This window comes from Pseudomonas sp. B21-009, assembly GCF_024749345.1.
In the GTDB taxonomy this organism is placed as follows: Bacteria; Pseudomonadota; Gammaproteobacteria; order Pseudomonadales; family Pseudomonadaceae; genus Aquipseudomonas.
In genome coordinates this window covers 5678292-5701519 of the sequence record NZ_CP087199.1, presented here as the reverse complement: position 1 = coordinate 5701519, position 23228 = coordinate 5678292, and the positions used below count along the sequence as shown (strand labels likewise).

General features: G+C 62.7%; 21 protein-coding genes and 1 pseudogene. 13 read left to right on the top strand and 9 right to left on the bottom strand.

Annotated features, from left to right (window positions below; translation table 11 throughout):
- The first annotated feature begins 46 nt into the window (after positions 1 to 46).
- The 4 genes from LOY34_RS26390 to rsd all read left to right on the top strand — a co-directional run bounded on the left by LOY34_RS26390 (position 47) and on the right by rsd (position 3809).
- A complete protein-coding gene (locus LOY34_RS26390) occupies positions 47 to 1138 on the top strand; it encodes a uroporphyrinogen-III C-methyltransferase (protein WP_195885299.1) in 1092 nt (363 codons plus the stop codon).
- Positions 1135 to 2373 (top strand): heme biosynthesis protein HemY, encoded by a 1239-nt coding sequence (locus tag LOY34_RS26385; protein ID WP_045201010.1) that lies wholly within the window; start codon positions 1135 to 1137, stop codon positions 2371 to 2373. The genes LOY34_RS26390 and LOY34_RS26385 overlap by 4 nt, the downstream gene beginning before the upstream one ends.
- A 216-nt stretch (positions 2374 to 2589) precedes the next feature.
- Positions 2590 to 3111 (top strand): disulfide bond formation protein B, encoded by a 522-nt coding sequence (locus LOY34_RS26380; RefSeq protein ID WP_045201012.1) that lies wholly within the window; start codon positions 2590 to 2592, stop codon positions 3109 to 3111.
- Positions 3112 to 3338: 227 nt separating this feature from the next.
- Positions 3339 to 3809, top strand: coding sequence for a sigma D regulator (gene rsd, locus LOY34_RS26375; protein WP_195885298.1), 471 nt, complete (start codon positions 3339 to 3341; stop codon positions 3807 to 3809).
- Positions 3810 to 3824: 15 nt separating this feature from the next.
- Here rsd and LOY34_RS26370 read toward each other — a convergent pair whose 3' ends face one another.
- On the bottom strand, positions 3825 to 4490 hold the full coding sequence (locus LOY34_RS26370) for an FKBP-type peptidyl-prolyl cis-trans isomerase (RefSeq protein ID WP_045201016.1): 666 nt from the start codon (positions 4488 to 4490) through the stop codon (positions 3825 to 3827).
- Between the two features lie 226 nt (positions 4491 to 4716).
- Between LOY34_RS26370 and LOY34_RS26365 the strand changes: the two genes are divergently transcribed.
- Positions 4717 to 5793 (top strand): AlgP family protein, encoded by a 1077-nt coding sequence (locus LOY34_RS26365; protein ID WP_195885296.1) that lies wholly within the window; start codon positions 4717 to 4719, stop codon positions 5791 to 5793.
- Here the strand turns inward: LOY34_RS26365 and LOY34_RS26360 are convergent.
- Positions 5769 to 6251: a TIGR02444 family protein gene (locus LOY34_RS26360; RefSeq protein ID WP_195885295.1), complete on the bottom strand. Its 483-nt coding sequence runs from the start codon at positions 6249 to 6251 to the stop codon at positions 5769 to 5771. The two genes, LOY34_RS26365 and LOY34_RS26360, sit on opposite strands and share 25 nt — an antisense overlap.
- Before the next feature lie 50 nt (positions 6252 to 6301).
- Between LOY34_RS26360 and LOY34_RS26355 the strand changes: the two genes are divergently transcribed.
- The 3 genes from LOY34_RS26355 to LOY34_RS26345 all read left to right on the top strand — a co-directional run bounded on the left by LOY34_RS26355 (position 6302) and on the right by LOY34_RS26345 (position 9515).
- Entirely contained in the window at positions 6302 to 8212 is a 1911-nt protein-coding gene (locus tag LOY34_RS26355) for an ATP-binding cassette domain-containing protein (protein WP_195885294.1), read from the top strand.
- Entirely contained in the window at positions 8212 to 8799 is a 588-nt protein-coding gene (locus LOY34_RS26350) for a mechanosensitive ion channel family protein (RefSeq protein ID WP_045201021.1), read from the top strand. The genes LOY34_RS26355 and LOY34_RS26350 overlap by 1 nt, the downstream gene beginning before the upstream one ends.
- 83 nt (positions 8800 to 8882) lie before the next feature.
- Positions 8883 to 9515, top strand: a complete 633-nt coding sequence (locus tag LOY34_RS26345) for a LysE family transporter (protein WP_045201023.1) — start codon at positions 8883 to 8885, stop codon at positions 9513 to 9515.
- Positions 9516 to 9566: 51 nt separating this feature from the next.
- On the opposite strand, the gene LOY34_RS26340 is transcribed toward LOY34_RS26345, so the two are convergent.
- From LOY34_RS26340 to LOY34_RS26325, 4 genes are read right to left on the bottom strand one after another with little or no spacing between them, the layout of a single operon-like run.
- Complete coding sequence (locus LOY34_RS26340) at positions 9567 to 10307, bottom strand: hypothetical protein (protein ID WP_045201024.1); 741 nt, start codon at positions 10305 to 10307, stop codon at positions 9567 to 9569.
- 3 nt (positions 10308 to 10310) lie between these two features.
- Positions 10311 to 10898 carry a penicillin-binding protein activator LpoB gene (gene lpoB / locus LOY34_RS26335; RefSeq protein ID WP_045201026.1) on the bottom strand — a complete coding sequence of 196 codons (588 nt, stop codon included), beginning with the start codon at positions 10896 to 10898 and terminating at the stop codon, positions 10311 to 10313.
- 24 nt (positions 10899 to 10922) lie between these two features.
- Positions 10923 to 11294: a YcfL family protein gene (locus tag LOY34_RS26330; protein WP_045201027.1), complete on the bottom strand. Its 372-nt coding sequence runs from the start codon at positions 11292 to 11294 to the stop codon at positions 10923 to 10925.
- Positions 11295 to 11303: 9 nt separating this feature from the next.
- On the bottom strand, positions 11304 to 12701 hold the full coding sequence (locus LOY34_RS26325) for a COG3014 family protein (RefSeq protein WP_045201029.1): 1398 nt from the start codon (positions 12699 to 12701) through the stop codon (positions 11304 to 11306).
- Positions 12702 to 13045: 344 nt separating this feature from the next.
- Between LOY34_RS26325 and LOY34_RS26320 the strand changes: the two genes are divergently transcribed.
- Both LOY34_RS26320 and LOY34_RS26315 read left to right on the top strand, forming a co-directional pair.
- The gene (locus LOY34_RS26320) at positions 13046 to 14944 is read left to right on the top strand and encodes a cytochrome c/FTR1 family iron permease (RefSeq protein WP_195885293.1); all 1899 of its coding nucleotides are present in this window, start codon (positions 13046 to 13048) and stop codon (positions 14942 to 14944) included.
- A 60-nt stretch (positions 14945 to 15004) separates the two neighbouring features.
- Positions 15005 to 15472, top strand: a complete 468-nt coding sequence (locus LOY34_RS26315; RefSeq protein WP_093378193.1) for a YaiI/YqxD family protein — start codon at positions 15005 to 15007, stop codon at positions 15470 to 15472.
- An 87-nt stretch (positions 15473 to 15559) separates the two neighbouring features.
- Here the strand turns inward: LOY34_RS26315 and elbB are convergent, their stop codons facing one another.
- Positions 15560 to 16228 carry an isoprenoid biosynthesis glyoxalase ElbB gene (elbB, locus tag LOY34_RS26310; RefSeq protein WP_045201032.1) on the bottom strand — a complete coding sequence of 223 codons (669 nt, stop codon included), beginning with the start codon at positions 16226 to 16228 and terminating at the stop codon, positions 15560 to 15562.
- 102 nt (positions 16229 to 16330) lie between these two features.
- On the opposite strand from elbB, the pseudogene LOY34_RS26305 reads away from it, so the two are divergent.
- A pseudogene (locus tag LOY34_RS26305) lies at positions 16331 to 16969 on the top strand (sterol desaturase family protein); the annotation flags it as partial.
- Between the two features lie 501 nt (positions 16970 to 17470).
- On the opposite strand, the gene LOY34_RS26300 reads toward LOY34_RS26305, so the two are convergent.
- Complete coding sequence (locus tag LOY34_RS26300; RefSeq protein WP_082075496.1) at positions 17471 to 18115, bottom strand: DedA family protein; 645 nt, start codon at positions 18113 to 18115, stop codon at positions 17471 to 17473.
- Positions 18116 to 18322: 207 nt separating this feature from the next.
- Between LOY34_RS26300 and hemB the strand changes: the two genes are divergently transcribed.
- On the top strand, positions 18323 to 19333 hold the full coding sequence (gene hemB, locus LOY34_RS26295) for a porphobilinogen synthase (protein ID WP_045201037.1): 1011 nt from the start codon (positions 18323 to 18325) through the stop codon (positions 19331 to 19333).
- Positions 19334 to 19352: 19 nt separating this feature from the next.
- Positions 19353 to 21584: a polyphosphate kinase 1 gene (gene ppk1 / locus LOY34_RS26290; protein ID WP_045201039.1), complete on the top strand. Its 2232-nt coding sequence runs from the start codon at positions 19353 to 19355 to the stop codon at positions 21582 to 21584.
- Here the strand turns inward: ppk1 and ppx are convergent.
- Positions 21571 to 23073, bottom strand: coding sequence for an exopolyphosphatase (ppx, locus tag LOY34_RS26285; protein ID WP_195885935.1), 1503 nt, complete (start codon positions 23071 to 23073; stop codon positions 21571 to 21573). The genes ppk1 and ppx overlap by 14 nt on opposite strands.
- Between the last annotated feature and the right edge of the window lie 155 nt (positions 23074 to 23228).

The following is a 23228-nucleotide window of genomic DNA, read 5'->3' as shown; positions in this document are numbered from 1 at the left end:
GGCGCTAAGCTGATTGGCGACGTGCCACAAAGCAAAGGATGGATACGTGAGCGAAACTGTCTTGCCCAACGATGAACTGAAGGCCCCAGAGGCTCCTGCGCAAACCCCCGTGGAACCTGCCAAACGCTCCGGCAACGGCCTGGCAGTCCTGGCCTTGCTGCTGGGCGCGGCAGGTGTCGCCGTTGGCGGATGGGGCGTATGGCAGGTTCGCCAGCTCCAGGGTAGCGAGCAGGGCCAGGTGCAGAGCCTGCAGGCCCTGAGCGAGCAAACCCTGGCCCTGCAACAACGTGAACAGCAGATGTCTGCGCAGCTGGCCGGCTTGCCGCCCGCATCCGAGCTTGAAGATCGCCGGCGCCTGGTGGCGCAGTTGCAAGGCGATCAGCAACGCTTGAGCCAGCGTCTGGAAACCATCCTCGGCGCCAGCCGCAAGGACTGGCGCCTGGCCGAGGCCGAGCACCTGCTGCGCCTGGCCAGCCTGCGCCTGTCTGCCTTGCAGGACATCGCCAGTGCGCGCGAGCTGGTCAAGGGCGCCGATGAAATCCTTCGTGAGCAGAGCGACCCCGGCTCGTTTGCCGCCCGTGAGCAACTGGCCAAGAGCCTGGCGACCCTCAACAGCGTCCAGCAGCCCGACCGCACCGGCCTCTTCCTCAAGCTGGCGGCCCAGCGCGAGCAGGTGTTGCAGCTCAGTGCGCAATCGCCGGAATTCACCAGCAATGCCGATGCGCTGGGTGCCTTGACCGCCGACGGCGATGGCGCCAGCCGCTGGTCGCAGTGGTGGGCAGAGCTGTCGAAGTACTTCCAGATCGATTTCGATGCTGACGACAATATTCGTCCGTTACTATCCGGGCAGTCACTCAACCAGCTGCGCCTGGCTCTGAGCCTGACCATCGAACAAGCCCAGTGGGCGGCGCTCAACGGCGAGGCCAAGGTTTATACCCAGGCCCTGGACGACGCCCGCAGCGTACTGCTGGCCAACTTCAACCCGGACAACCCGCAGAGCCAGGCGATGCTTGCCGCCCTCAACGAACTGGCCGAGCAGCCGGTCACCGTGCTGGTGCCGGACCTGGCCGACAGCATCAGTGCCGTGCAGGCCTACCTTGAGCGCCGGCATCAGCCAGTCGAGGGGGCCAAGCCATGAAGCGCGTTTACCTGCTGGCGGTGGTGGCCATTGCCGTGGCAGCCGCGCTCGGCATCGCGATCGCCAAGCACAGCGGTTATGTGCTGATTTCCTACGGCAGCTTTCGCTATCAATCGGGCCTGTGGGCAGCGCTCGCAGCCTTGGCCGGGATCATCCTGGCGCTGTTGCTGGTGCGCTACCTGGTGGGCCTGGTGCTGACCTCCGGCGGGGTGGTCAACCCCTGGTCGCGGCGTAACCGCAGCCGTCGTACCCAGCTGGCGATCGAGCAGGGCCAACTGGATCTCGCCGAGGGTCGCTGGGCCAGTGCCCAGCGCCACCTGCACCGCGCTGCCGAAGCCGAGCGTCAACCGCTGCTGTACTACCTCGGCGCTGCGCGTGCCGCCAACGAGCTGGGCCGCAGCGAAGACAGCGACAACCTCCTGGAGCGGGCGCTGGAGCGCCAGCCCGAAGCGGAACTGGCCATTGCCCTGAGTCATGCCCAGTTGCAGATGGACCGCGGCGACAGCGACGCTGCCCTGGTAACCCTGCAGGCCATGCAGGAGCGTCATCCGCATAACGTTCAGGTGCTGCGCCTGTTGCAACGCCTGTATCGCGAGCGTGGCGACTGGTCGGCACTGATCCGCCTGCTGCCCGACCTGCGCAAGGATAAAGTGCTGCCGGCAGCGGAGCTGGCCGAGCTTGAGCGTCGCGCCTGGGGCGAGAACCTCAACCTGGCGGCCAGCCGCGAAGGCGATGAGCAAACCGCCCGGCAATCCCTTGAGCGCGCCTGGCAGCAGCTCACTGCTGCGCAGCGCCAGGAGCCTCAGCTGGTGCTGGCCTATGCCGAGCAACTGCGCCAGCTGGGCGCCGAAAGCGAAGCCGAGCAAGCCCTGCGCGCCGCCCTCAAGCGCCAGTACGAAAGTCACCTGGCGCGCTTGTACGGGCTGGTGCGCGGCAGCGATCTGGCGCGCCAGCTGCAAACTGCCGAAGGCTGGCTCAAGGACCATCCCGACGACCCCAGCCTGCTGCTGACCCTGGGCCGTTTGAGCCTGCAGAACCGCCTGTGGGGCAAGGCACGGGATTACCTGGAAAGCAGCCTGCGCGTGCAGCGCAATCCTGAAGCCTGTGCAGAACTTGCGCGCTTGCTCGCTGGCCTGGGCGATACCGAGCGCAGCAACCAGCTGTTCCAGGAAGGCCTGGGCATGCTTGATCAGCGTCTACTGGCATTGCCGCTGCCAGAGGCCGTGCGAGCTTGAGCTACCCATGGGCGCGCGAAAAAACGCGTGCCCATGGGCTCGAACAAATCTCCTGCTTTAGCCGGTAATTTTTCCTTCAGATGCCCAGCTATCTTTCTTGCTTAGTTCGGGATACTTCCCTTGTCGTTCAGGGACTTGTCCCGGCTGTCTTGCCTTGATACAAGCCGCGCCTTTCCTCTACCGTTGTCGCCTGTCCATCGCGCTCCTGGATTCGCCATGTCGTTGGCCCGCTTGCGTTCACTGTTCTTCCCGGCGTTGCTGGCATCGGTACTGGTCCAGGCTGCCGCCTATTACCTGGAATTCGGCATGGGCCTGGTGCCTTGCCCGCTGTGCTACAGCCAACGTTTGTTTTTGGGCGCCTTTGCTCTGGTTTGCCTGTGCGCGGTAGTGCATTCCCCAGGGCGTCTGGGCACCCGCATCTATGCCGCGCTGGCGTTGTTCTTCGCCACCGGCGGGGCACTGTTGGCCGCCCGGCATGTCTGGCTGCAAGGCAATCCGGCGCTCTCGAGCATCGAATGCGAACCGGCTTTTGACTATGTCCTCGAAAGCATGCCAATGCTTCAGGTCGTCAAGGCAATGATCATCGGCAGCCCGGATTGCGTGCCAATCACCTGGAGTTTCCTCGACCTGACCATCCCTGAGTGGAGCCTTTTGTCGTTCGTCTTGCTGGCAACCCTGCCGACCTGTCGCCTGCTCGGGCGCACCCGTCCACTGTTCAGTCGCTCGGTAAAAAACTGAGGCGAAGTTTTTCACTGTGCAAGCGACCGGCGGCAAAGGATGGGCGGATTAAACACTTGTATGAACTTTGTCGCGTGCGTACCTTGAAGGCTAGGGCGCACGGGAATAATCTCCCTGCACGCATACCGAAAACACAGCTGCTCGATGCCGCTCTGCTGACTTCACCTTTGCTCTGCACATTTGCGGCGCGGGGGCAGGGGGCATTACCCAGAAGGGAAGAGATCGCCATGCTAGATAGTTGTCAGAATGCTCAGGAACGCTGGGGTGGGGTCCATAAACTCATTGACCGCTGGTTGGATGAGCGTGCAGAGCTGGTGACGGCTTTCCGCGAGCTGCGTGATGCCAAACCGGCCTTTGCCGACAAGGACAAGAGCCGGGACTTCTGTGCGGTACTGGTCGACTACGTGTCAGCCTGGCATTTCGAAGTGAGCGAGCAACTGGTCAGCGAAGCCAAGGCGTTTGGCGATACTCGCGGGCTCGAGCTAGCCAAGCAGATCAGCCCGCGCATTGATGCAATTACCGAAATCGCGTCGGCGTTCAACGATCATTGCGACAAGGGCAACTGCAATGACCCCGAACGCTTCGCGAAAAAACTCGGCGAACTCGGCAGCTCGTTGCATGAGCGTTTCGAGCTTGAAGACTGCTTGATCGAAGTGCTGCATAACGCGCACGAGGTCAAAGAGGAAGTCCAGGCCTGACGGGTCTGCCGACCCTCAGTCGGCAACCCCGAGCAACTCGATCTCGAACACCAGCGGCGTATAGGGCGCAATCAGGTCGCCCGCGCCTTCGGCACCGTAAGCCTGTGCCGAAGGAATCACCAGCCGCCATTTCGACCCGCTCGCCATCTGTGGCAATGCCACTTGCCAGCCCTCGATCACACTGTCCAGATTGAACCATTGCGGCTGCTGGTTTTGATCGAACACCGTGCCATCCGGCAACTTGCCAACATAGCGAACCTGGACTTTGCCGCCGGCTTTTGGCTTGCTGCCAGTACCGGCCTGCAACTCGCTCACGAGTATCCCTTCAGCCAGTTCACGCACTCCGGCCCGGGCCCGTTCAGTGGCCAGGAATCGTTTTTCCGCGCTCAGCAATTGTTCGCTTTGTGCTTGAACTGCAGCTTGGTTGGCCTGGGCATCATGTTCGCTGAGTATTGCCGCCATGCGTTCTTGGCTCAGGGCCAATGGCTTGTTCTGATAAGCCTGGCGCAAGCCATCGATCAAGGCATCGAGTTGCAGGCCGGGAACTTCCGTGCGCAGGCGCTCGCCCAGGCTGGCACCCAGGCTGTAAGCCAGGTCATGGTCGCTGGCGGGTTTAGTATCAGGCGCTGCAATTAACGCTGTTGGCAACAGCAACAGGGTAAGGACTAGATAACGCGGCACAGGCTCGCTCCTGCTTCAGAGGAAATAAAGTATGCCAGCCTTCGCTCGTCACTTCGTGTAAATATCAGCAACACTTTGTGCAGCATCTACACTTGTTTCCAGCTGCAGCGATAACAACTTTGCCCAGGCATGCAACGCGGCGCATTTAATACTGTCAACATGCCCTAGCGGCGGTAGCAGCAGAAGCATAGTATGAGCCGCAATCTCGTCAGCCAGGAGGTAAACCATGTCGGCCAATAAGAAGCCAGTAAGTACGCCGTTGCACCTGCTCCAGCAACTCTCGGGCAGCCTGCTCGATCATTTGGAAAATGCCTGCTCGCAAGCGCTGGCTGATGCTGAAAAACTACTCGCCAAGTTGGAAAAACAACGTGGCAAGGCCCAGGAAAAACTGCACAAGTCGCGGCTGAAACTGCAGGACGCTGCCAAGGCTGGCAAAGCCAAGGCGCAGAAAAAAGCCAAGGACGGGGTGAGTGAACTGGAAGGTTTGCTCGACTCGCTGAAAGACCGCCAAACGCAAACCCGCACCTACATCCTGCAGCTCAAGCGTGACGCTCAGGAAAGCCTGAAACTGGCCCAGGGCGTTGGCAAGGTCAAGGAAGCTGCCGCCAAGGCATTGAGCGTGCGTTCGGCCAAACCTGCTGTTGCAGCAGCCAAGCCCGCAGCAAAACCTGCCGCCAAAGCACCGGTCAAACCTGCGGCGAAAATCGCAGCAGCCAAACCCGCAGCCAAGCCAGCGGCTAAACCTGTGGCCAAAGCGCCAGCCAAGCCAGCGGCGAAAACCGCAGCGGCTAAACCTGCCGCCAAGCCAGCGGCCAAACCAGCAGCGGCGAAAGCACCTGCCAAGCCTGCAACAAAAACTGCAGCAGCCAAGCCTGCCGCCGCTAAAGCCCCGGCTAAACCTGCGGCAAAAACCGCAGCTGCCAAGCCAGCAGCCAAACCTGCGGCTAAAGCGCCAGCCAAGCCAGCGGCTAAAACCGCAGCGGCCAAGCCTGCCGCCAAGCCAGCGGCCAAACCAGCAGCGGCGAAAGCACCTGCCAAGCCTGCAGCCAAACCAGCAGCGGCAAAACCTGCAGCCAAGCCGGCCGCTAAACCTGCCGCAGCTAAAGCGCCGGCCAAACCCGTTGCCAAACCGGCAGCCGCTAAACCTGCAGCCAGGCCAGCCGCTGCCAAGCCAGCTCAGCCTGTAGCTGCCAAGCCTGCTACTCCAGCAGCGCCTGCAGCACCCGCTGCTTCTGCACCGGCAAGCACTGCGCCAGCAGCTTCGGTAGCATCGACCACTCAGACCCCGTCTTCGGCGTCCTGAGTCGTCAGCATCACGGCGCGCAGCCTTTGCAGCGCGTCGTGATGCGCACCGGCGCCTTCGGGTGCCAGCCAGCCTATCCAGTCCACTTCGGCTTCGGGCGTTGCTGCCCAGTCTTTGCAGGCCGTCTCCAGGCGCTCCAGCAGGATGCGTTCTGCCGCTAACTCCAGGCCTTTTACCTGCTCGCGCAATATCGCCAGTTGCGCATCCTTGGCTGCTTCGTCACGCCAGGACTGGCGCAGTGCGCGCAACGGTTTCACCACCTCGGTTTGCCACGCCTCGGCGAGTTCCTTGAGTTGTTTAACCCGCTGTTCGTTCGCTGCGATACCGCGTGCGCCGAGCCACACGCCGCACAGCAGCAGGCAGACGTCGCCACCCCGGGCCTGCCATTGCAGGCAGGCGGCTTCTACGCCCGGTCGAGCGTAGAGCTTCAGGGCAAAATTCCACAGGTCGGTGTGCATGGTCCCACTCGCGCCAGTTGCCGACGAAGCTGGTAGACTCCGCGGCCATTATGATCAGACTATCGAACCTCACTTTACAGCGTGGTCCACAGCGCCTGCTAGAAGGCGCCGAGATGACCCTGCACGCCGGCCAGAAAGCCGGCCTGATCGGTGCCAACGGCGCCGGTAAATCCAGCCTGTTCGCCTTGCTGCGCGGTGAGCTGACGCCCGACTCCGGCGACTGCCAGCTGCCTGGCGACTGGCGCATCGCGCACATGCGCCAGGAGGTCGACACCCTCGAGCGCCTGGCGGTCGACTATGTGCTCGACGGCGATGCCCGCCTGCGCAAGGTCCAGGCCGACCTGGCTGCGGCCGAAGCTGCCCACGACGGCACTGCGTTGGCACGCCTGCATATCGAGCTCGACAGCGCCGACGGTTATACCGCCGATGCGCGGGCGCGCAAGCTGCTGGCAGGCCTGGGGTTTACCAACGAGCAGATGGACCGCCGGGTCGGCGACTTCTCTGGTGGCTGGCGGATGCGCCTGAACCTGGCCCAGGCCCTGATGTGCCCGTCTGACCTGTTGCTGCTCGACGAACCGACCAACCACCTGGATCTGGACGCCATCCTCTGGCTCGAAGACTGGCTCAAGGGCTATCCGGGCACGCTGCTGCTGATCTCCCACGACCGTGACTTCCTCGATGCCGTGGTCGATCACGTCGCCCATGTCGAGCAGTGCAAGCTGACCCTCTACCGTGGTGGCTACACCGCGTTCGAGCGCACCCGTGCCGAACGCCTGGCGCAGCAGCAACAAGCCTACGAGAAACAGCAGGCGCAGCGCGCGCACATGGAAAAGTACATCGCCCGGTTCAAGGCCCAGGCCACCAAGGCCCGTCAGGCGCAGAGCCGGATCAAGGCCCTGGAGCGCATGGAGGAGCTGTCGGCGGCGCATGTCGATTCGCCGTTCGACTTCGTTTTCCGCGAGTCGGAGAAAATCTCCAGCCCGCTGCTCGACCTGTCCGAAGCCCGCCTGGGCTATGGCGACAAGACCATCCTCGAGAAGGTCAAGTTGCAGCTCACCCCGGGGGCGCGGATCGGCCTGCTCGGCCCCAACGGCGCGGGCAAGTCGACCCTGATCAAGAACCTCGCCGGCGAACTGGAGCCGCTCAGCGGGCGCCTGGTACGCGGCGAGAACCTCTCGGTTGGCTACTTCGCCCAGCACCAGCTCGACTCGCTGGACAACAAGGCCAGCCCGTTGCTGCACCTGCAGCGCCTGGCGCCGACCGAGCGCGAGCAGACCTTGCGAGACTTCCTGGGTGGATTCGATTTCCGCGGCGCGCGCATCGACGAGCCGGTGGTGAATTTCTCCGGCGGCGAAAAAGCCCGCCTGGCCCTGGCCCTGATCGCCTGGGAGCGGCCGAACCTGTTGCTGCTCGACGAACCGACCAACCACCTGGACCTGGAAATGCGCCTGGCGCTGACCATGGCCCTGCAGGAATTCAGTGGTGCGGTGTTGGTGGTCTCTCACGACCGTCACTTGCTCAAGAGCACCACCGATGACTTCCTGCTGGTCGCCGACGGCAAGGTCGAGACCTTCGACGGTGACCTGGACGACTACACCCGCTGGCTGGTCGAGTACCGTCAACGCAATGCCCCGGTCAGCACTGCGCCGGTCAATGCCGACAAAACCGACAAAAAGGCCCAGCGCCAGGCCGCTGCCGCCCTGCGTCAGCAACTGGCACCGCACAAGCGTGAAGCCGACAAGCTCGAACGCGAGCTGGGCACCGTGCATGAGCAACTGGCCAAGGTCGATGCCAGTCTGGCTGACAGCGCCCTGTATGAAGCCGCGCGCAAGGACGAGTTGCGTGAGCTGTTGGCCCAGCAGGCCAAGCTTAAGGTTCGTGAAGGGGAGCTCGAGGAAGCCTGGATGGCCGCCCTGGAGACCCTCGAGGGCATGCAGGCGGAGCTGGAGGCGTTGTCCTGATGGAATCCTTGCAGTTGCCATTGCCGGTGGAATGGATCGCTCCGTTCTGGCTGGGTTTGCAGATCCTGCTGATACTTTCGGCGGCGTTCATCCTGCAGCGCGTGGTTGCCCGTTGCCTCAAGCGCCTGGGCGAGCGCTACCCGTTGCCACCGGAGCTGCTGATGCCGCTGCGTGGTGGCCTGCGCTGGCTGATCATGGGCAGTGCGCTGATCTTCGTGCTCGAGCGCCTGGGGGTTTCCGCCACGGTGCTGTGGACCGCACTGTCCGGGTTCGTGGCGGTTGCCGCAGTGGCGTTCTTCGCCATGTGGAGCGTGCTGTCGAACCTGCTGTGCGCGGTGCTGATCTTTACCGTCGGGCCGTTTCGCATCGGCGATGTGGTGGAACTGGTGGAAACCATCGACAAGCCGGGCGTCAAAGGCCGGGTGGTGGCCATCAACCTGTTGTTCACCACCTTGATCGAACTGCCGGAAGCGGGCGGTGCGCTGGTGCAAGTGCCCAACAGCCAGTTCTTCCAGAAATCGGTGCGGCGCTGGCGCGGTGCCGAAGTGCTGCCGCTGGTGAGCGAGAGCAAAACCCCGGGCAATTGATCGATCGCAGAAAAAAATCGTGGTGATTTTTTCGCCAGGGCACTAGCTTAGAGGTTTGTAACAAGTTAGTGCCGAGGTGCGCGATGTCATTGGAAACGTGGTTGGCATTTTTTGCCGCTTGCTGGGTGATCAGTCTGTCGCCGGGTGCCGGGGCCATTGCCTCGATGTCCTGCGGCCTGCAATACGGCTTCTGGCGCGGCTACTGGAACGCGCTAGGCCTGCAGCTGGGCCTGGTGCTGCAGATTGCGATCATTGCCGCCGGCGTCGGTGCCATCCTCGCGGCATCGGCCACCGCATTCCAGGTGATCAAATGGTTCGGCGTGGCCTACCTGGTGTACCTGGCGGTCAAACAGTGGCGGGCGCTGCCGGCTGACATCAGCGACGAATCCGCCGTGCGCCCGATCGGCAAGCCGTTGAGCCTGGTGTTCCGTGGCTTTCTGGTCAACGTCAGCAACCCCAAGGCGCTGATCTTCATGCTCGCGGTGCTGCCGCAGTTCATCAATCCGCATGCGGCGCTGGTGCCGCAGTACCTGATCATTGCCGCGACCATGGTCACGGTCGATCTGATGGTCATGGCCGGTTACACCGGGCTTGCGGCCAAAGTGCTGCGCCTGTTGCGTACGCCCCGGCAGCAGCGGCGGATGAACCGCACCTTTGCCGGACTGTTCCTGGGGGCTGCGACCTTGCTGGCGACCATTCGCCGCGCGCCGGTGTAGGAAAACAATCAGCATAAAAAAAGGCGACCCGAAGGTCGCCTTTTTACTTTCTCAACGCAGGATCTGCGCTGGCTCGTCAGGCGGCAGGTTGTTGCGCGCCGGGGTGCGTTCACGCTCCGGCATCGCGCCTACCAGCTGTTCGGCCAGTTGCTTGGCAACGTCCATGCCCAGTTCCTTGGAAACCTCACGTACCACCCGTGGGCGGTTGAGGGTGACCCGAACATCCTGGCTGTTGACCAGCTTGGTGTCCTGGCCCTCACCCATGGCGGTGAACGCCGAGGTGATCTCGTAGGTCTTGGTGTTGATCAGGCTGAAGTCGGCCACCAGGCTCAGGCCGAGGATCGCCGAATAGCTGTTGGTGTTGTCCAGGGAGGTGATATCGCGCTGGAAGTCGATATCCGACAAGGTACCGAACAGCACGTAGTCAGCACCTTTGAAGTTGCCGTTCTTGATGCGGCGGATAACGTCGTAGACGTCAGCCTTGGCATCGGCCGTGTACGGCGTACCCTGGACCAGCTGGAACATCCCGGACTTGAGAATCTCGCCCTTGATGTCGCCGCTGAACTTGCGCAGCTCGGTCTGCTCGATGTAGCTCTCGCTGCTTTCGAACTCGCTGTAGCTCGACGAACCACTGGCGTGGTACATGCTCGCCTGGCTGCTGTTCTGCGCCGAGACCATGTGGATGTACTGCTCCACACGCTCCTGGTAGGCGAGGTCGGTTACTGCGACTTTTGGGGCCGCTTGCACGCTGAACGCGCAAGCCAGGCCCAGAATGCCCATCCATGCACGCATTGCTTAGCGCTCCGTGGTCTTGCGGATTTCTTTCTCGTCCATCCACTCGGCCAGGCCGCTCTCGACGTCGATCAGCTGCAGGCTGAACTTGTAGAACACGTCCTTGTAGTCGCTGCTGCGCTTGACGATCGAGCTGATCGAGCCTTCCAGGCGGTACTTGGCGGCGATCATGTTGCCGGTCTTGGCCACGGTGCCTTTCTTGTACAGACCGCTCTGGTTCTGCAGCTTGAGCTGGTCAACCTGGCTTTGCATCTGGGTGTTGTCGCTGGCGAAGCGGGCGGTGCCGGACTTCATCAGCTGGGTTTTGATCGACGTGGTGATCTCGCGGGTATCGATGTACTCGCTGGTCTTGTTCTTCACGTCATAGACCTGCACCACCGGGCGACCCTGGAGGATGCCGGACTGGGCCAGCGAGCGGGTCATGGACTCGGCGATCATCTGCAGGTCGGTCGAACCGAACTCGTTGGTGACCAGTTCCACGGCCTTGCTGTCACCGTAGCCGATGTTCTTGCCGCCCAGGACCGGCGACGGGGTGCTGCAGCCGCTGACCAGGGCAATGGCAATGGCGGCGAGGGAAATGCGTGCAATCATGAAAATGTGCTCCTGCAAAAATGATTACTGAGACTGAACTTCGATACGGAAGTCGGTGGCCTGGGATACCGGGGCAATCGCCGGCAACACGCTGGCCTGCTTGCCATACAGGGTGACGGTCTTCCAGCTCTCTTCATCGGCCACCGGGAAACCGTCGTTGCCCAGCCAGGCGAAGCGGTAGAACAGGGTCTTGTTGCTGCTGCTGGTGTTGTTCAGGGACACCTTGACGGTCAAGAAGCCGTTCTCGCGCGCAACGCGCATCGGGCCGGTCTCGATGTTCTTCAGGTTGCCCATTTTCACCACTTTGCTGGCAGCGCTGCCCGGCTCTGGTGGTGGCGGGGTCGCGCAACCGGCCAGCAGGGCTGTGACGAGAACGGCGAGCAATTTGATACGCATGGCGTTTCCTTAAGGTTGTTTGAGGCTGGCGACGGCCTGGCCAGTGGCTTTTGGTGCCACCTGCAGGGCAGGGCCACCGGCGAAGACCTGGTTGCCGACTACGCGCAGGGTGACCACCTGGAACGGCCGGTCAATCTTCACGCTGACCTGGCTGCCGCCCAGGCTCGAAGGCAGGCTCAACTGGTGTTCGCCCTGACGCAGGCGCACGCGGGCTACCTGGGTTTCATCCGGCAGGGTGCGCCAGGTACGGGTGTCGGCACCTTCGGTGATGGTCGAGGCGATACCCAGTGCCAGGCCAGCCAGCGGGTTGGCGTCGTTCAGTTGCTTTTGCGCCACACCACGAGAGATAGCCCGCACGCTGGTGCGCAGGATGATCCCCGGCATGTCGTCACGCAGGGCGCGGCGGGACATGGCAGTGGTGCTGTTGAGTGCGGTCAGCTTCAGCGAGTGGTCGTTGAGGTAGATTTCGCTGAAATGCGCGGTGGAAGTGTCTTCCTTGATCACCGGGAACGACAGCGGGGTGATCACCAGGTTGCCGCTGATCGGCAGCGGCAGCGGGACGCGCACCGAGTCGCGGGCCGGAGCGAGGCCGCTCTGGATCACGATCAGCACATCGCTTTCAGTGGCTTTCGCCGCTGGCTTGTCCAGGTCGAGCAGGGCTTTTTCCAGCAGCGGGGTGTTCGGGCGCAGTTCGGCAGCCTTGCGGTAGCCCGGTGCGGCCAGGCCTTTCTCACCCAGGGCTTCGTAGACATAGCCAGACAGGTAGTGGCTGAACGCACTCTGGTAGCTGTTCTTGAGGCCCACCACTTCTGGCGCGTCGAGGCTGGCGACCGGGTAACCCTGAAGGTCCTTGTACTCGGTCTTGACGCCTTCTTTCTCGGCCTCTTCTTCGCGCTTGAGGTATTCCTTGTCGCGCAGCTCGGCAATCACCGCTTCGCGCTCGTGGGTCTTCTTGATTTCGGTACGGGCGCCGTCGAAGTCGTTCTGGGCCAGCAGGTTGAGGGCCATCTGCGTGGTCAGCATGACTTTTTCGTAGTCATAGCCTTCGTAGCGGCGCACCTTGTCGTTGACCAGGTAGCTGCCGAACTGGCTCAGGTACTTGTCGGTGTCGAGCTTGACCGACTCTTCCCACTTGAACACCACGTCATCGGCACTGCGCCAGGCCAGCTGGCTGCCGGCCAGGTCGCCCTTGGAGCGCAGCAGCTCGCCTTTCTCGAAGTAGTAGAGAAGGTCTTTGTCCTCACCCTTGTTGTTTTTTTCCAGCAGCGCCAGGGCAGCGTCGACGTTACCGCTGGTCAGGTGCTGGTTGGTTTCCTGAAGTTCGCTGTCATAGCTGCGAAAGGCCGAGCAACCAGCCAGTTGAACGGCCGCGAGCAGTGTCGCGACGGTGAGGACACGGGATGCCATCTGAATTCTTCTTCCCTGAATTGATGAAAAGCCTGGGGGCGAGAAGGCTGTCATCCCTTTGGCAATATCGCCAAATCCTCTTAAAAGAAGAGCCAAAATTCTGATCCGCTATATAGCGGCGCGGCATTATAAACGCATTTGCTGGCTAAATAATGGCGTTGTGCTTTAGGAATTTGCCGTCGTGCCAGCATTCAGCTATCGGCCGACGAACGGTCGTTCTTTAATCGGGAGGTGTCGCAGGGTATTTGTCACAAAATTTTTCAAGGATTCATCTGGCAAGCCTTGAGCGAACGGCAGTGGAAGTGAACAATGCTTTACCTCGTATTTCCATTTGAGAGTCGCTCATGATTCCCCGTTCCCGCTTACTCGCCTGGCTGCTCTGGCCGGTGCTGGCGCTGAGCAGTGCCACGCTGCTGGCCGACAGCCCCGATGGCGCTGCCAAGGCCCTGCACCTGCTCGATTACATCGGTGCCGATTACCCGGCCACCGTCGAGGCGGGCAAGGTAATCGACGACGGCGAATACCGCGAACAGCTCGAATTCCTCGAGGTGTTGCAGGGATTGATCGGCGCCTTGCCGGCGCGCGCTGAGCGCCAGGCCCTGGAGCAGGGCGTGGTCAACTTGCGTACGGCGGTCAGCCAGCGCCAGGACGGCGCGGTGGTCGCCCGCCAGGCCCGTCAGCTTGGCGCGCAACTGGCGGTGGCCTATGAGGTCAGCCAGGCGCCGATCATTACCCCGGACCCGAGTCGCGGCGCGCCGCTGTATGCCCAGCATTGCTCGGTGTGTCATGGCGACACTGGCGCCGGCGACGGCCCCGCCGGCCTCGGCCTGACCCCGCCACCGGCCAACCTGCGCAGCCTCGAACGGCTGGACCGCCTGAGCCTGTTCGACCTGTACAACACCCTCGGCCTGGGCATCGAAGGCACCGATATGCCGTCGTTCGCCGATCAGCTCGACGAGCGCCAACGCTGGGACCTGGCGACCTATGTCGCCAGCTTCACTGCCGACCCGGCCCAGGCCAAGGGCGATAAAACCTACAACCTGGCCGATCTGGCTCGTCAGACCCCGGCCGAAATTGAAGCCAGCGAAGGGCCAGAGGCGCTCGCCCGGTTCCGCGCCCAGCGTGCGCAACCGCCGCAGGTCCAGCGCGGCCCGGCGCAACTGCTGGACTACACCGCCAGCACCCTGGACAAGAGCCTGGCGGCCTATCAGGCCGGTGATCACGAGCAAGCCTACGACCTGTCGGTAGCGGCCTACCTGGAAGGTTTCGAGCTGGTCGAAAGCTCGCTCGACAACGTCGATGCCAACGTACGCAAGGACACCGAAAAATCCCTGATGGCCTACCGTCAGTCGCTGCAGGACGGCCTGCCACTGGAGCAGGTGCAGCAACGCCTGGATGCCGCCAAGGCCAAGCTCAAGGACGCCGCCGGCCTGCTCGGTGGCGATGGCCTGAGCTGGTCGCTGAGCTACATCTCCGGCTTGCTGATCCTGCTGCGCGAAGGCCTGGAAGCGATTCTGGTGCTGGCGGCGATCCTCGCCTTCCTGCGCAATACCGGCCAGCAATCGGCCGTACGCAGCGTCAACGTCGGCTGGGGCCTGGCCTTGCTGGCCGGGCTGGGTACCTGGGCGCTGGCGGCCTATGTAATCGACGTCAGTGGCGCCCAGCGTGAACTGCTCGAAGGCTGCACGGCGCTGTTTGCCAGCGTCATGGTGCTGTGGCTGGGTGTGTGGATGCACGATCGCCGGCACGCGGCGGCCTGGCAGGATTACATCAAGAGCAGCCTGGTCAGTGGTGGCGGGCGCTTTGGTTTTGCCGTGCTGGCGTTTTTCTCGGTGTACCGTGAGCTGTTCGAGGTGATCCTGTTCTACGAAACCCTCTGGCTGCAGGCCGGCCCTGCCGGGCACAACGCGGTACTGGCCGGTGGTGCCACGGCACTGGTGCTGCTGGTGGGCCTGGCCTGGGTGATCCTGCGCGGCTCGGCCAAACTGCCGCTGGCGTTGTTCTTCAGCATCAACGCGGCGCTGCTGTGCGCCTTGTCGGTGGTGTTTGCCGGGCACGGGGTCAAGGCGCTGCAAGAGGCCGGGGTGTTCGGTACCCGGCCGGTGGCGTTCTTCGATTTCGACTGGCTGGGCATTCACGCCGACGCCTATTCACTGGCCGCGCAGCTGGTGGCCTTGTTGGCCATTGCCATCCTTTACGGGCGCAGCCGCCTGGCCGAGAAGCGCCGCCAGCCAGCGGGCTGATTTGAAGGCAAACGGGCGAGCAGGGATACTGTTCGCCCGTTTTTGTTGGAAATCTGTGCCATGCGTGTGTGGATCGATGCCGACGCCTGCCCCAAGGCGGCCAAGGATCAACTGGTCAAGTTCGCCCTCAAGCGTCAGCTGGAAGTGGTGTTGGTAGCCGGCCAGAGCCAGATCAAGCCGGCTTTTGCCTGCGTCAAGCTGATCGTCGTGCCCAGCGGGCCGGATGCCGCCGACGATTACCTGGTCGAGCACGCGGTGCCCGGCGAACTGGTGATCTGCAGCGACGTGCCGCTGGCCGATCGCCTGGTCAAGAAAGGCGTTGCCTGCCTCGACCCGCGCGGCAAGGAGTTCGACGAGCGCAACATGGGTGAGCGGCTGGCGGTGCGCAACCTGTTCACCGACCTGCGCGAGCAGGGGCAGGTCGGCGGCGGCCAAGCGCCGTATGGCGATCGCGAGAAGCAGGCGTTTGCCAACGCCCTGGACCGCATTCTTACGCGGCTGAGTAGGAGCGGGCTTGCCCCGCGATGAGGTCCGTGATCTCAGCGCATCATGTGGTGCCTGGACGACGACCGCTTCGCGCGCGATCGCGGGGCAAGCCCGCTCCTACAGGGGTGTTCAGTCATTCTCGTGGGTCAGTTCCAGCACCCGGTCGACCAGTTTGTAGATGCCGCCGGCGGCTTCGCTGATGCTTTTCGCCAGCATGTAGGCCGGGGTGCTGACCAGCTTGCGCTGGGTGTCTTCGACGATGTCATGGACATCGCATTCCTCATGGGTGCCGCCCATCTTGACGATGGCCGCGCTGGTGCCGGCATCGCTGCCAATGGTGCAGACCACGCCGGGGCCGTAGATTTTCGCCGCAAGGGCCGGCGAGATGCAGATCAGGCCGACCGGCTTGCCGGCTTCGGCAAAGGCTTCGGCCAGGGCCAGGACGTCCGGGTGCACGCTGCAGCCTGCGCCTTCAACGGCAAAGTTCGAAAGGTTTTTCGCCGCGCCAAAGCCGCCCGGCACGATCAGCGCGTCGAAGTCCTTGGCGTCGGCTTCGCGCAGGTCCTTGACCTCGCCGCGAGCGATGCGCGCCGATTCCACCAGCACGTTGCGGGTCTCGGGCATTTCTTCGCCGGTCAGGTGGTCGATCACGTGCATCTGCGCAATGTTCGGCGCAAAGCACTGCACCTGCGCACCGCGCTGGTCCAGACGCAGCAGGGTGATCACGCTTTCGTGAATTTCGGCGCCGTCATACACGCCACAGCCGGAAAGAATCACAGCAACTTTTTTCTGGGTCATGCTCACTACTCCCGATTCGAGGCGCTAAATGTCCTCTAGTTTGGCAGATGTCGCCATAGGGTTTATGCCATTCCCGGCCTAATCTTGCTGGATAGGCTGGAGATGAAAAGACCCATGGACCTGATCCTTTTGGCGGTACCGTTTTTCATTGTTCTGATCGTTGCCGAGCTGCTCGCCGATCGATTGCGCGGCATACGGACCTATCGCCTGGCAGATGCCATCAACAGCCTCAGCACCGGCGTGCTGTCGACCACCACCGGCCTGCTGACCAAGGGCGTCGGCCTGGTGACCTATGCGCTGGCCTGGGAACACCTGGCGCTGTTCAAACTGCCGGGCGAAGCCTTGTGGGTGTGGGTACTGGCGTTTGTCGTCTATGACTTTTGCTATTACTGGCTGCACCGTATGGGCCACGAGCGCAACATCCTCTGGGCCGCCCATTCGGTGCATCACCAGAGCGAGGACTACAACCTGTCCACGGCCCTGCGCCAGACCAGCAGCGGCTTCTTGCTGTCGTGGATCTTCTACCTGCCGCTGGCCGTGTTGGGGGTGCCGCCGCTGGTGTTCATCACCGTCGCGGCGCTGAACCTGCTGTACCAGTTCTGGGTGCACACCCGGCACATCCCCAAGCTGGGCTGGCTGGAATGGCTGTTCATTACCCCGTCCAATCATCGCGTCCACCATGCGCAGAACCCTCTGTACTTGGATCGCAACTACGGCGGAGTGTTCATTGTCTGGGATCGTCTGTTTGGCACCTTCCAGGAAGAGGACGACAACGAGCCGGTGATTTTTGGCGTGACCACGCCTTTGGCCAGCTGGAACCCGCTGTGGGCCAACCTGCAGTTCTATGCCCAGTTGTGGAGCGATGCGCGGCATGCCGAGCGTTGGTGGGACAAGCTGCGGATCTGGTTCATGCCCACCGGCTGGCGGCCGGATGACGTTGCCCGGCGTTATCCGCAAGCCAAGCAGGACTTGAGCCGCTTCCAGAAATTCGAGGTGCCGCTGGCCTGGCCGCAGCAGTTGTATGTGGCGCTGCAGTTCGCGGTGTACGTAGGCTTGGGCAGTTACTTGATGGAGCGCGCCGAGCAGTTGTCGGTGGCTGCCCTGGTGCTGGGCTGCGGCTTGATGGCATTTGGTTTGTTCGTGCTCGGCACGGCCCTGGAGAACCGCCCCTGGGCTTTGCGGCTGGAGCTACTGCGCCTGGCGCTGAATGTCCCGGCCATGGTCCTGGCCGGGATGACGGGCTCAGGGCCGGTCACTGCCCTGGCTTGGGTCCTGCTGCTTGGCTACAGCCTGCTCAGCCTTTTCGGCCTCTACGGCAGCCGCTTCCTTGCGCGCAATGCGCGCGGCCTTGAAGCGCCGGCGCAGCCACAGGCAGCCACCGAGCACCAGCAGGCCGCCGAGCACCCATAGCTCGTATTTCTTCACGTTGCCCAGCAGGCCTTCGAGGATGGCGCCGAAGTGATAGGCGGCGGCGCCCAGGGCCAGGGCCCAGATGGCCGCACCAATGCCGTTGAGCAGCAGGTAGCGGCGCGGCGGGTAGCCGGACAAACCGATGGCCACCGGCATCACCGTGCGCAAACCGTAGACGAAGCGAAAGCTCAGGACCCAGATGTCCGGATGGCGGCGAATGTGCTCCAGCGCACGGTCGCCCATCATCTGCCAGCGCGGTTTGCGTGCCAGCAACTTGCGCCCGTGACGGCGCCCCATGAAGTACCACAGCTGGTCGCCGGCATAGCTGCCGAAGAAGGCCACCACGACCACCAGGTTGATATCCATGTATCCGCGGAACGCAAGGAAGCCTGCGAGAACCAGGATGGTCTCACCTTCGAAAAACGTGCCGAGAAAAAGGGCAAAGTAGCCGAAATCCTGCAGGAATTGTTGGAGCATTTTCTGGGTGCTGGCGAAATGAACGCGCAGCCTAACCCTTCGTGGCCTTTGGGGAAAGTGTCCAAATGTGTCTCGACGTGAACATTTCCTACAAGGACAATGACTGCGTCCTCAAGTCGCAGGGTTGCCCTTGCCTGTCATACAGGCGTCATAATGGCCGCTTATAACTGTCGCGCTCGCCCGCCTGCGCGGGCTCAGGAGTCTGCCGTGAGCTTTACCCCCGCTAACCGTTTGTTTCCTGCCACCCGTCTGCGTCGCAACCGTCGTGACGACTTCAGCCGTCGTCTGGTTCGCGAAAATGTTCTGACTGTCGATGACCTGATCCTCCCGGTGTTTGTCCTCGATGGCGAAAACCGCCGCGAAGAAGTCGCTTCGATGCCGGGCGTCGAGCGTCTGTCCATCGACCTGTTGCTGGAAGCTGCGCAAGAGTGGGTAAACCTCGGGATTCCAGCCCTGGCGCTGTTCCCGGTCACCCCGGTAGAGAAAAAATCCCTCGACGGCGCTGAAGCCTGGAACCCCGACGGCATCGCCCAGCGCGCCACCCGCGCCCTGCGTGAGCGCTTCCCGGAACTTGGGGTGATCACCGACGTTGCCCTGGACCCGTTCACCACCCACGGCCAGGACGGTATCCTCGACGAAGAAGGCTACGTTCAGAACGACATCACCGTCGACGCCCTGGTGCGCCAGGCGCTGTCCCACGCCGATGCCGGTGCCCAGGTGGTCGCGCCATCGGACATGATGGACGGGCGCATCCAGGCCATCCGTGAAGCGCTGGAGCTGGCCGGTCACGTCAACGTCCGCATCATGGCCTACTCGGCCAAGTATGCCAGTGCCTACTACGGTCCGTTCCGCGATGCGGTCGGCTCGGCGCTGAACCTGGGCAAGGCCAACAAGGCCTCCTACCAGATGGACCCGGCCAACAGTAACGAGGCCCTGCACGAAGTGGCCGCCGACTTGTCGGAAGGCGCCGATATGGTCATGGTCAAACCGGGCATGCCGTACCTGGATATCCTTCACCGGGTCAAAGACGAATTCAAAGTGCCGACCTTCGTTTACCAGGTCAGCGGCGAGTACGCCATGCACATGGCAGCGATTCAGAACGGCTGGCTCAGTGAAGGGGTTATCCTTGAATCCCTCACCGCTTTCAAACGGGCGGGCGCCGATGGCATCCTCACCTATTTCGCTGTTCGCGCTGCTCAATTGATGAGAGGGCAGTAACGCCCTTCAGGAACGCTAGATGAATAACGAAGTACTTACCGACGTTGCAGTCAAAGACGCCCAGCCCGTGCCCGAGCAACTGGTCGAGACCCCGCCACAGCCGCCTGCGGTTGCCGAGCCGGTGGTCGAGGCCCCGGCGCCGGCGCCAGTGGCTGCGCCTGCCATCGTCATTCCCGGTCTGGACGACAGCAGCCTGTACATTCACCGCGAATTGTCCCAGCTGCAGTTCAACATCCGCGTGCTTGAGCAGGCGCTGGATGAGTCCTATCCGCTGCTGGAGCGGCTGAAGTTCTTGCTGATCTTCTCCAGCAACCTGGATGAGTTCTTCGAAATTCGTGTGGCGGGCCTGAAGAAGCAGATCACCTTTGCCCGTGAACAGGCCGGCGCCGATGGCTTGCAGCCGCACCAGGCGCTGGCGCGGATCAGCGAGCTGGTGCACGGCGAGGTCGATCGCCAGTACGCGATCCTCAACGACGTGCTGCTGCCGGAGCTGGAAAAGCACCAGATCCGCTTCATTCGCCGCCGCCACTGGAACACCAAGCTCAAGACCTGGGTGCGGCGCTTCTTCCGCGACGAAATCGCGCCGATCATTACCCCGATCGGCCTCGATCCGACTCACCCGTTCCCGTTGCTGGTGAACAAGAGCCTGAACTTCATCGTCGAGCTTGAAGGCATCGACGCCTTCGGCCGCGATTCGGGCCTGGCGATCATCCCGGCGCCGCGTTTGCTGCCGCGGGTGATCAAGGTGCCGGAAGAGGTCGGTGGGCCTGGCGACAACTATGTGTTCCTGTCGTCGATGATCCACGCTCACGCCGATGACCTGTTCCAGGGCATGAAGGTCAAGGGCTGCTACCAGTTCCGCCTGACCCGCAACGCCGACCTGGCGCTGGACTCCGAAGATGTCGAAGACCTGGCCCGGGCCCTGCGCGGCGAGCTGTTCTCGCGCCGTTATGGTGACGCGGTGCGTCTGGAAGTGGCCGACACCTGCCCCAAACACCTCTCCGACTACCTGCTCAAGCAGTTCAGCCTGAGCGAGAGCGAGCTGTACCAGGTCAACGGCCCGGTCAACCTGACCCGGCTGTTCAGCATCACCAGCCTGGACAGCCATCCGGAGCTGCAGTACACGCCGTTTACCCCGGCAATCCCCAAGCTGTTGCAGAACAGCGAGAACATTTTCAGCGTGGTCAGCAAGCAGGACATCCTGCTGATGCACCCCTTCGAGTCGTTCACCCCGGTAGTCGACCTGCTGCGTCAGGCCGCCAAGGACCCGCATGTACTGGCTGTGCGCCAGACCCTGTACCGCAGCGGTGCCAACTCGGAGATCGTCGACGCGCTGGTCGACGCCGCGCGTAACGGCAAGGAAGTCACTGCGGTGATCGAGCTGCGTGCGCGTTTCGACGAAGAGTCCAACCTGCAGATGGCCAGCCGTCTGCAGGCCGCCGGTGCGGTGGTGATCTACGGTGTGGTGGGCTTCAAGACCCACGCCAAGATGATGCTGATCCTGCGCCGCGAAGCCGGCGAGATCGTCCGCTATGCGCACCTGGGTACCGGTAACTACCACGCCGGCAACGCCCGCCTGTACACCGACTACAGCCTGCTGACCTCCGACGACGCCCTGTGCGAAGACGTCGGCAAGCTGTTCAGCCAGCTGATCGGCATGGGCAAGACCCTGCGCATGAAGAAGCTGTTGCACGCGCCGTTCACCCTGAAAAAGGGCATGCTCGACATGATCGCGCGCGAAACCCAGTTCGCCCTCGACGGCAAGCCTGCGCACATCATCGCCAAGTTCAACTCGCTGACCGATCCGAAGATCATCCGCGCGCTGTACAAGGCCAGCCAGTCAGGGGTGCGTATCGACCTGGTGGTGCGCGGCATGTGCTGCCTGCGTCCGGGCATTGCCGGGGTGTCGCACAACATTCAGGTGCGCTCGATCATCGGCCGCTTCCTCGAGCACACGCGGGTGTTCTACTTCCTCAATGGCGGCGAAGAGCAGATGTTCCTCTCCAGCGCCGACTGGATGGAGCGCAACCTCGACAAGCGCGTCGAGACCTGCTTCCCGGTCGAGGGCAAGAAACTGATCCTGCGGGTGAAAAAGGAACTCGAAGGGTATCTGACCGACAACACCCACGCCTGGATCCTGCAACCGGATGGCCGTTACGTACGCAGCACGCCAACCGGCAACCAGAACCCGCGCAGTGCCCAGGCCGCTCTGCTCGAGCGCCTGAGCAACCCGGTGCTTATCGTACGCTGAGGACGAAACCGACCCGGGCCAGCCATTCTGCCTCCAGGCCGAAGTCGGCCTGGGTCAGCTGGTTTTCTTCCAGCCAGCCGGCCGGGAACTCGACGTCCAGGCTGTCGCCCCTGGCGTGCAGGGTGACCGTGGGCATCTGCTGGGTGCCGCGGATGTGATGGAACAGGATCGCGAAGCGCAACAGTACGCACAGGCGAATCAGCTTGGCGGCGTCGTCGCCGAATTCGGCGAACTTGTCCTTGGGAATGTTGCGGCGATGGCCGCGCACCAACAGCGCCAGCATCAGCTGGTCTTCCCGGGAAAAGCCGGCCAGGTCGGAGTGCTCGATCAGGTAGGCGCCGTGCTTGTGGTAATGGTAGTGGGCGATGTCCAGACCCACTTCATGCACCTTGGCTGCCCAGCCCAGCAGTTCACGCCAGATGCCGTCTTCCAGGTCCCAGGCTTTGGCCACCTGGTCGAAGGCGTGCAGCGCCTTGCGCTCGACCCGTGCCGCCTGGCCCTGGTCAACGTGATAACGCTCCATCAGCGAGGTCAGGGTGCGCTCGCGCACGTCTTCGTGGTGGTGGCGGCCGAGCAGGTCGTACAGCACGCCTTCACGCAGGGCGCCGTCGCAGTGGTCCATGCGCTGTAGCTCAAGGGCGTCGAAAATCGCTTCGAGAATCGCCAGGCCCGCCGGGAAGATCGCCCGACGGTCGGGTTTGACCCCGTCAAAATCGATCTTGTCGGTTTCTCCCAGCTTGAACAGCTTGCGCTTGAGCCAGGCCAGGCCTTCGGCATTGACCTCGCCGCTGCCCATGCCGCCGGATTTGAGCGCCAGGCCGATGGCGCGGATGGTCCCCGAGGAGCCGATGGCTTCGTCCCAGGTCAGGCGATGCAGGGCGTTCTCGATGCTCATCAGCTCCAGGCGTGCGGCGGTGTAGGCCTGGGCATAACGCGCCGGGGTGATCTTGCCGTCGCGGAAATAACGCTGGGTATAGCTGACGCAGCCCATCTGCAGGCTTTCGCGCAGCAGCGGTTCAAAGCGCTGGCCAATGATGAATTCGGTACTGCCGCCGCCGATATCAGCGACCAGGCGCTTGCCTGGCGTGTCGGCCAGAGTGTGGGACACGCCGAGGTAGATCAGGCGCGCTTCTTCACGACCGGAGATGACTTCCACCGGGTGGCCGAGGATGGCTTCGGCGCGGCGGATGAATTCGCCGCGGTTGCGGGCTTCGCGCAGGGCGTTGGTGCCAACGATGCGCACGGCGCCATCGGGCATGCCGTTGATCAGTTGGGCAAACCGCTTGAGGCAGTCCAGGCCGCGTTGCATGGACTCTTCGCTGAGCTGGCGCTCTTCATTGATGCCGGCGGCCAGCTGAACTTTTTCGCCGAGCCGCTCAAGGATGCGGATCTCGCTATGGTGGGCCTTGGCGACCACCATGTGGAAACTGTTGGAGCCCAGGTCTATGGCAGCGATCAAGGACAGATTCTTGGCTGTGGTTTGCGGCATGGTCATGGGTTCTCGGTCGATAACCCGGCAATCCTGCCACGATCCGGCGCTGGCGCCAACGCGCAGCGTATCAAGGCTTGATATGGGGCAGGTTGTGCGGGAATTATGACTTTCCCGTGACAGCAGCGATATGCGCGGTCATGCACAACTATAGT

Bases quoted from the DNA above. Each gene is read 5' to 3' on its own strand.
- LOY34_RS26385 (WP_045201010.1), top strand. From the start codon at position 1,135: ATGAAGCGCGTTTACCTGCTGGCGGTGGTGGCCATTGCCGTGGCAGCC.
- LOY34_RS26380 (WP_045201012.1), top strand. From the start codon at position 2,590: ATGTCGTTGGCCCGCTTGCGTTCACTGTTCTTCCCGGCGTTGCTGGCA.
- rsd (WP_195885298.1), top strand. From the start codon at position 3,339: ATGCTAGATAGTTGTCAGAATGCTCAGGAACGCTGGGGTGGGGTCCAT.
- LOY34_RS26365 (WP_195885296.1), top strand. From the start codon at position 4,717: ATGTCGGCCAATAAGAAGCCAGTAAGTACGCCGTTGCACCTGCTCCAG.
- LOY34_RS26360 (WP_195885295.1), bottom strand. From the start codon at position 6,251: ATGCACACCGACCTGTGGAATTTTGCCCTGAAGCTCTACGCTCGACCG.
- LOY34_RS26355 (WP_195885294.1), top strand. From the start codon at position 6,302: ATGATCAGACTATCGAACCTCACTTTACAGCGTGGTCCACAGCGCCTG.
- LOY34_RS26350 (WP_045201021.1), top strand. From the start codon at position 8,212: ATGGAATCCTTGCAGTTGCCATTGCCGGTGGAATGGATCGCTCCGTTC.
- LOY34_RS26345 (WP_045201023.1), top strand. From the start codon at position 8,883: ATGTCATTGGAAACGTGGTTGGCATTTTTTGCCGCTTGCTGGGTGATC.
- LOY34_RS26340 (WP_045201024.1), bottom strand. From the start codon at position 10,307: ATGCGTGCATGGATGGGCATTCTGGGCCTGGCTTGCGCGTTCAGCGTG.
- lpoB (WP_045201026.1), bottom strand. From the start codon at position 10,898: ATGATTGCACGCATTTCCCTCGCCGCCATTGCCATTGCCCTGGTCAGC.
- LOY34_RS26330 (WP_045201027.1), bottom strand. From the start codon at position 11,294: ATGCGTATCAAATTGCTCGCCGTTCTCGTCACAGCCCTGCTGGCCGGT.
- LOY34_RS26325 (WP_045201029.1), bottom strand. From the start codon at position 12,701: ATGGCATCCCGTGTCCTCACCGTCGCGACACTGCTCGCGGCCGTTCAA.
- LOY34_RS26320 (WP_195885293.1), top strand. From the start codon at position 13,046: ATGATTCCCCGTTCCCGCTTACTCGCCTGGCTGCTCTGGCCGGTGCTG.
- LOY34_RS26315 (WP_093378193.1), top strand. From the start codon at position 15,005: ATGCGTGTGTGGATCGATGCCGACGCCTGCCCCAAGGCGGCCAAGGAT.
- elbB (WP_045201032.1), bottom strand. From the start codon at position 16,228: ATGACCCAGAAAAAAGTTGCTGTGATTCTTTCCGGCTGTGGCGTGTAT.
- LOY34_RS26300 (WP_082075496.1), bottom strand. From the start codon at position 18,115: ATGCTCCAACAATTCCTGCAGGATTTCGGCTACTTTGCCCTTTTTCTC.
- ppk1 (WP_045201039.1), top strand. From the start codon at position 19,353: ATGAATAACGAAGTACTTACCGACGTTGCAGTCAAAGACGCCCAGCCC.
- ppx (WP_195885935.1), bottom strand. From the start codon at position 23,073: ATGCCGCAAACCACAGCCAAGAATCTGTCCTTGATCGCTGCCATAGAC.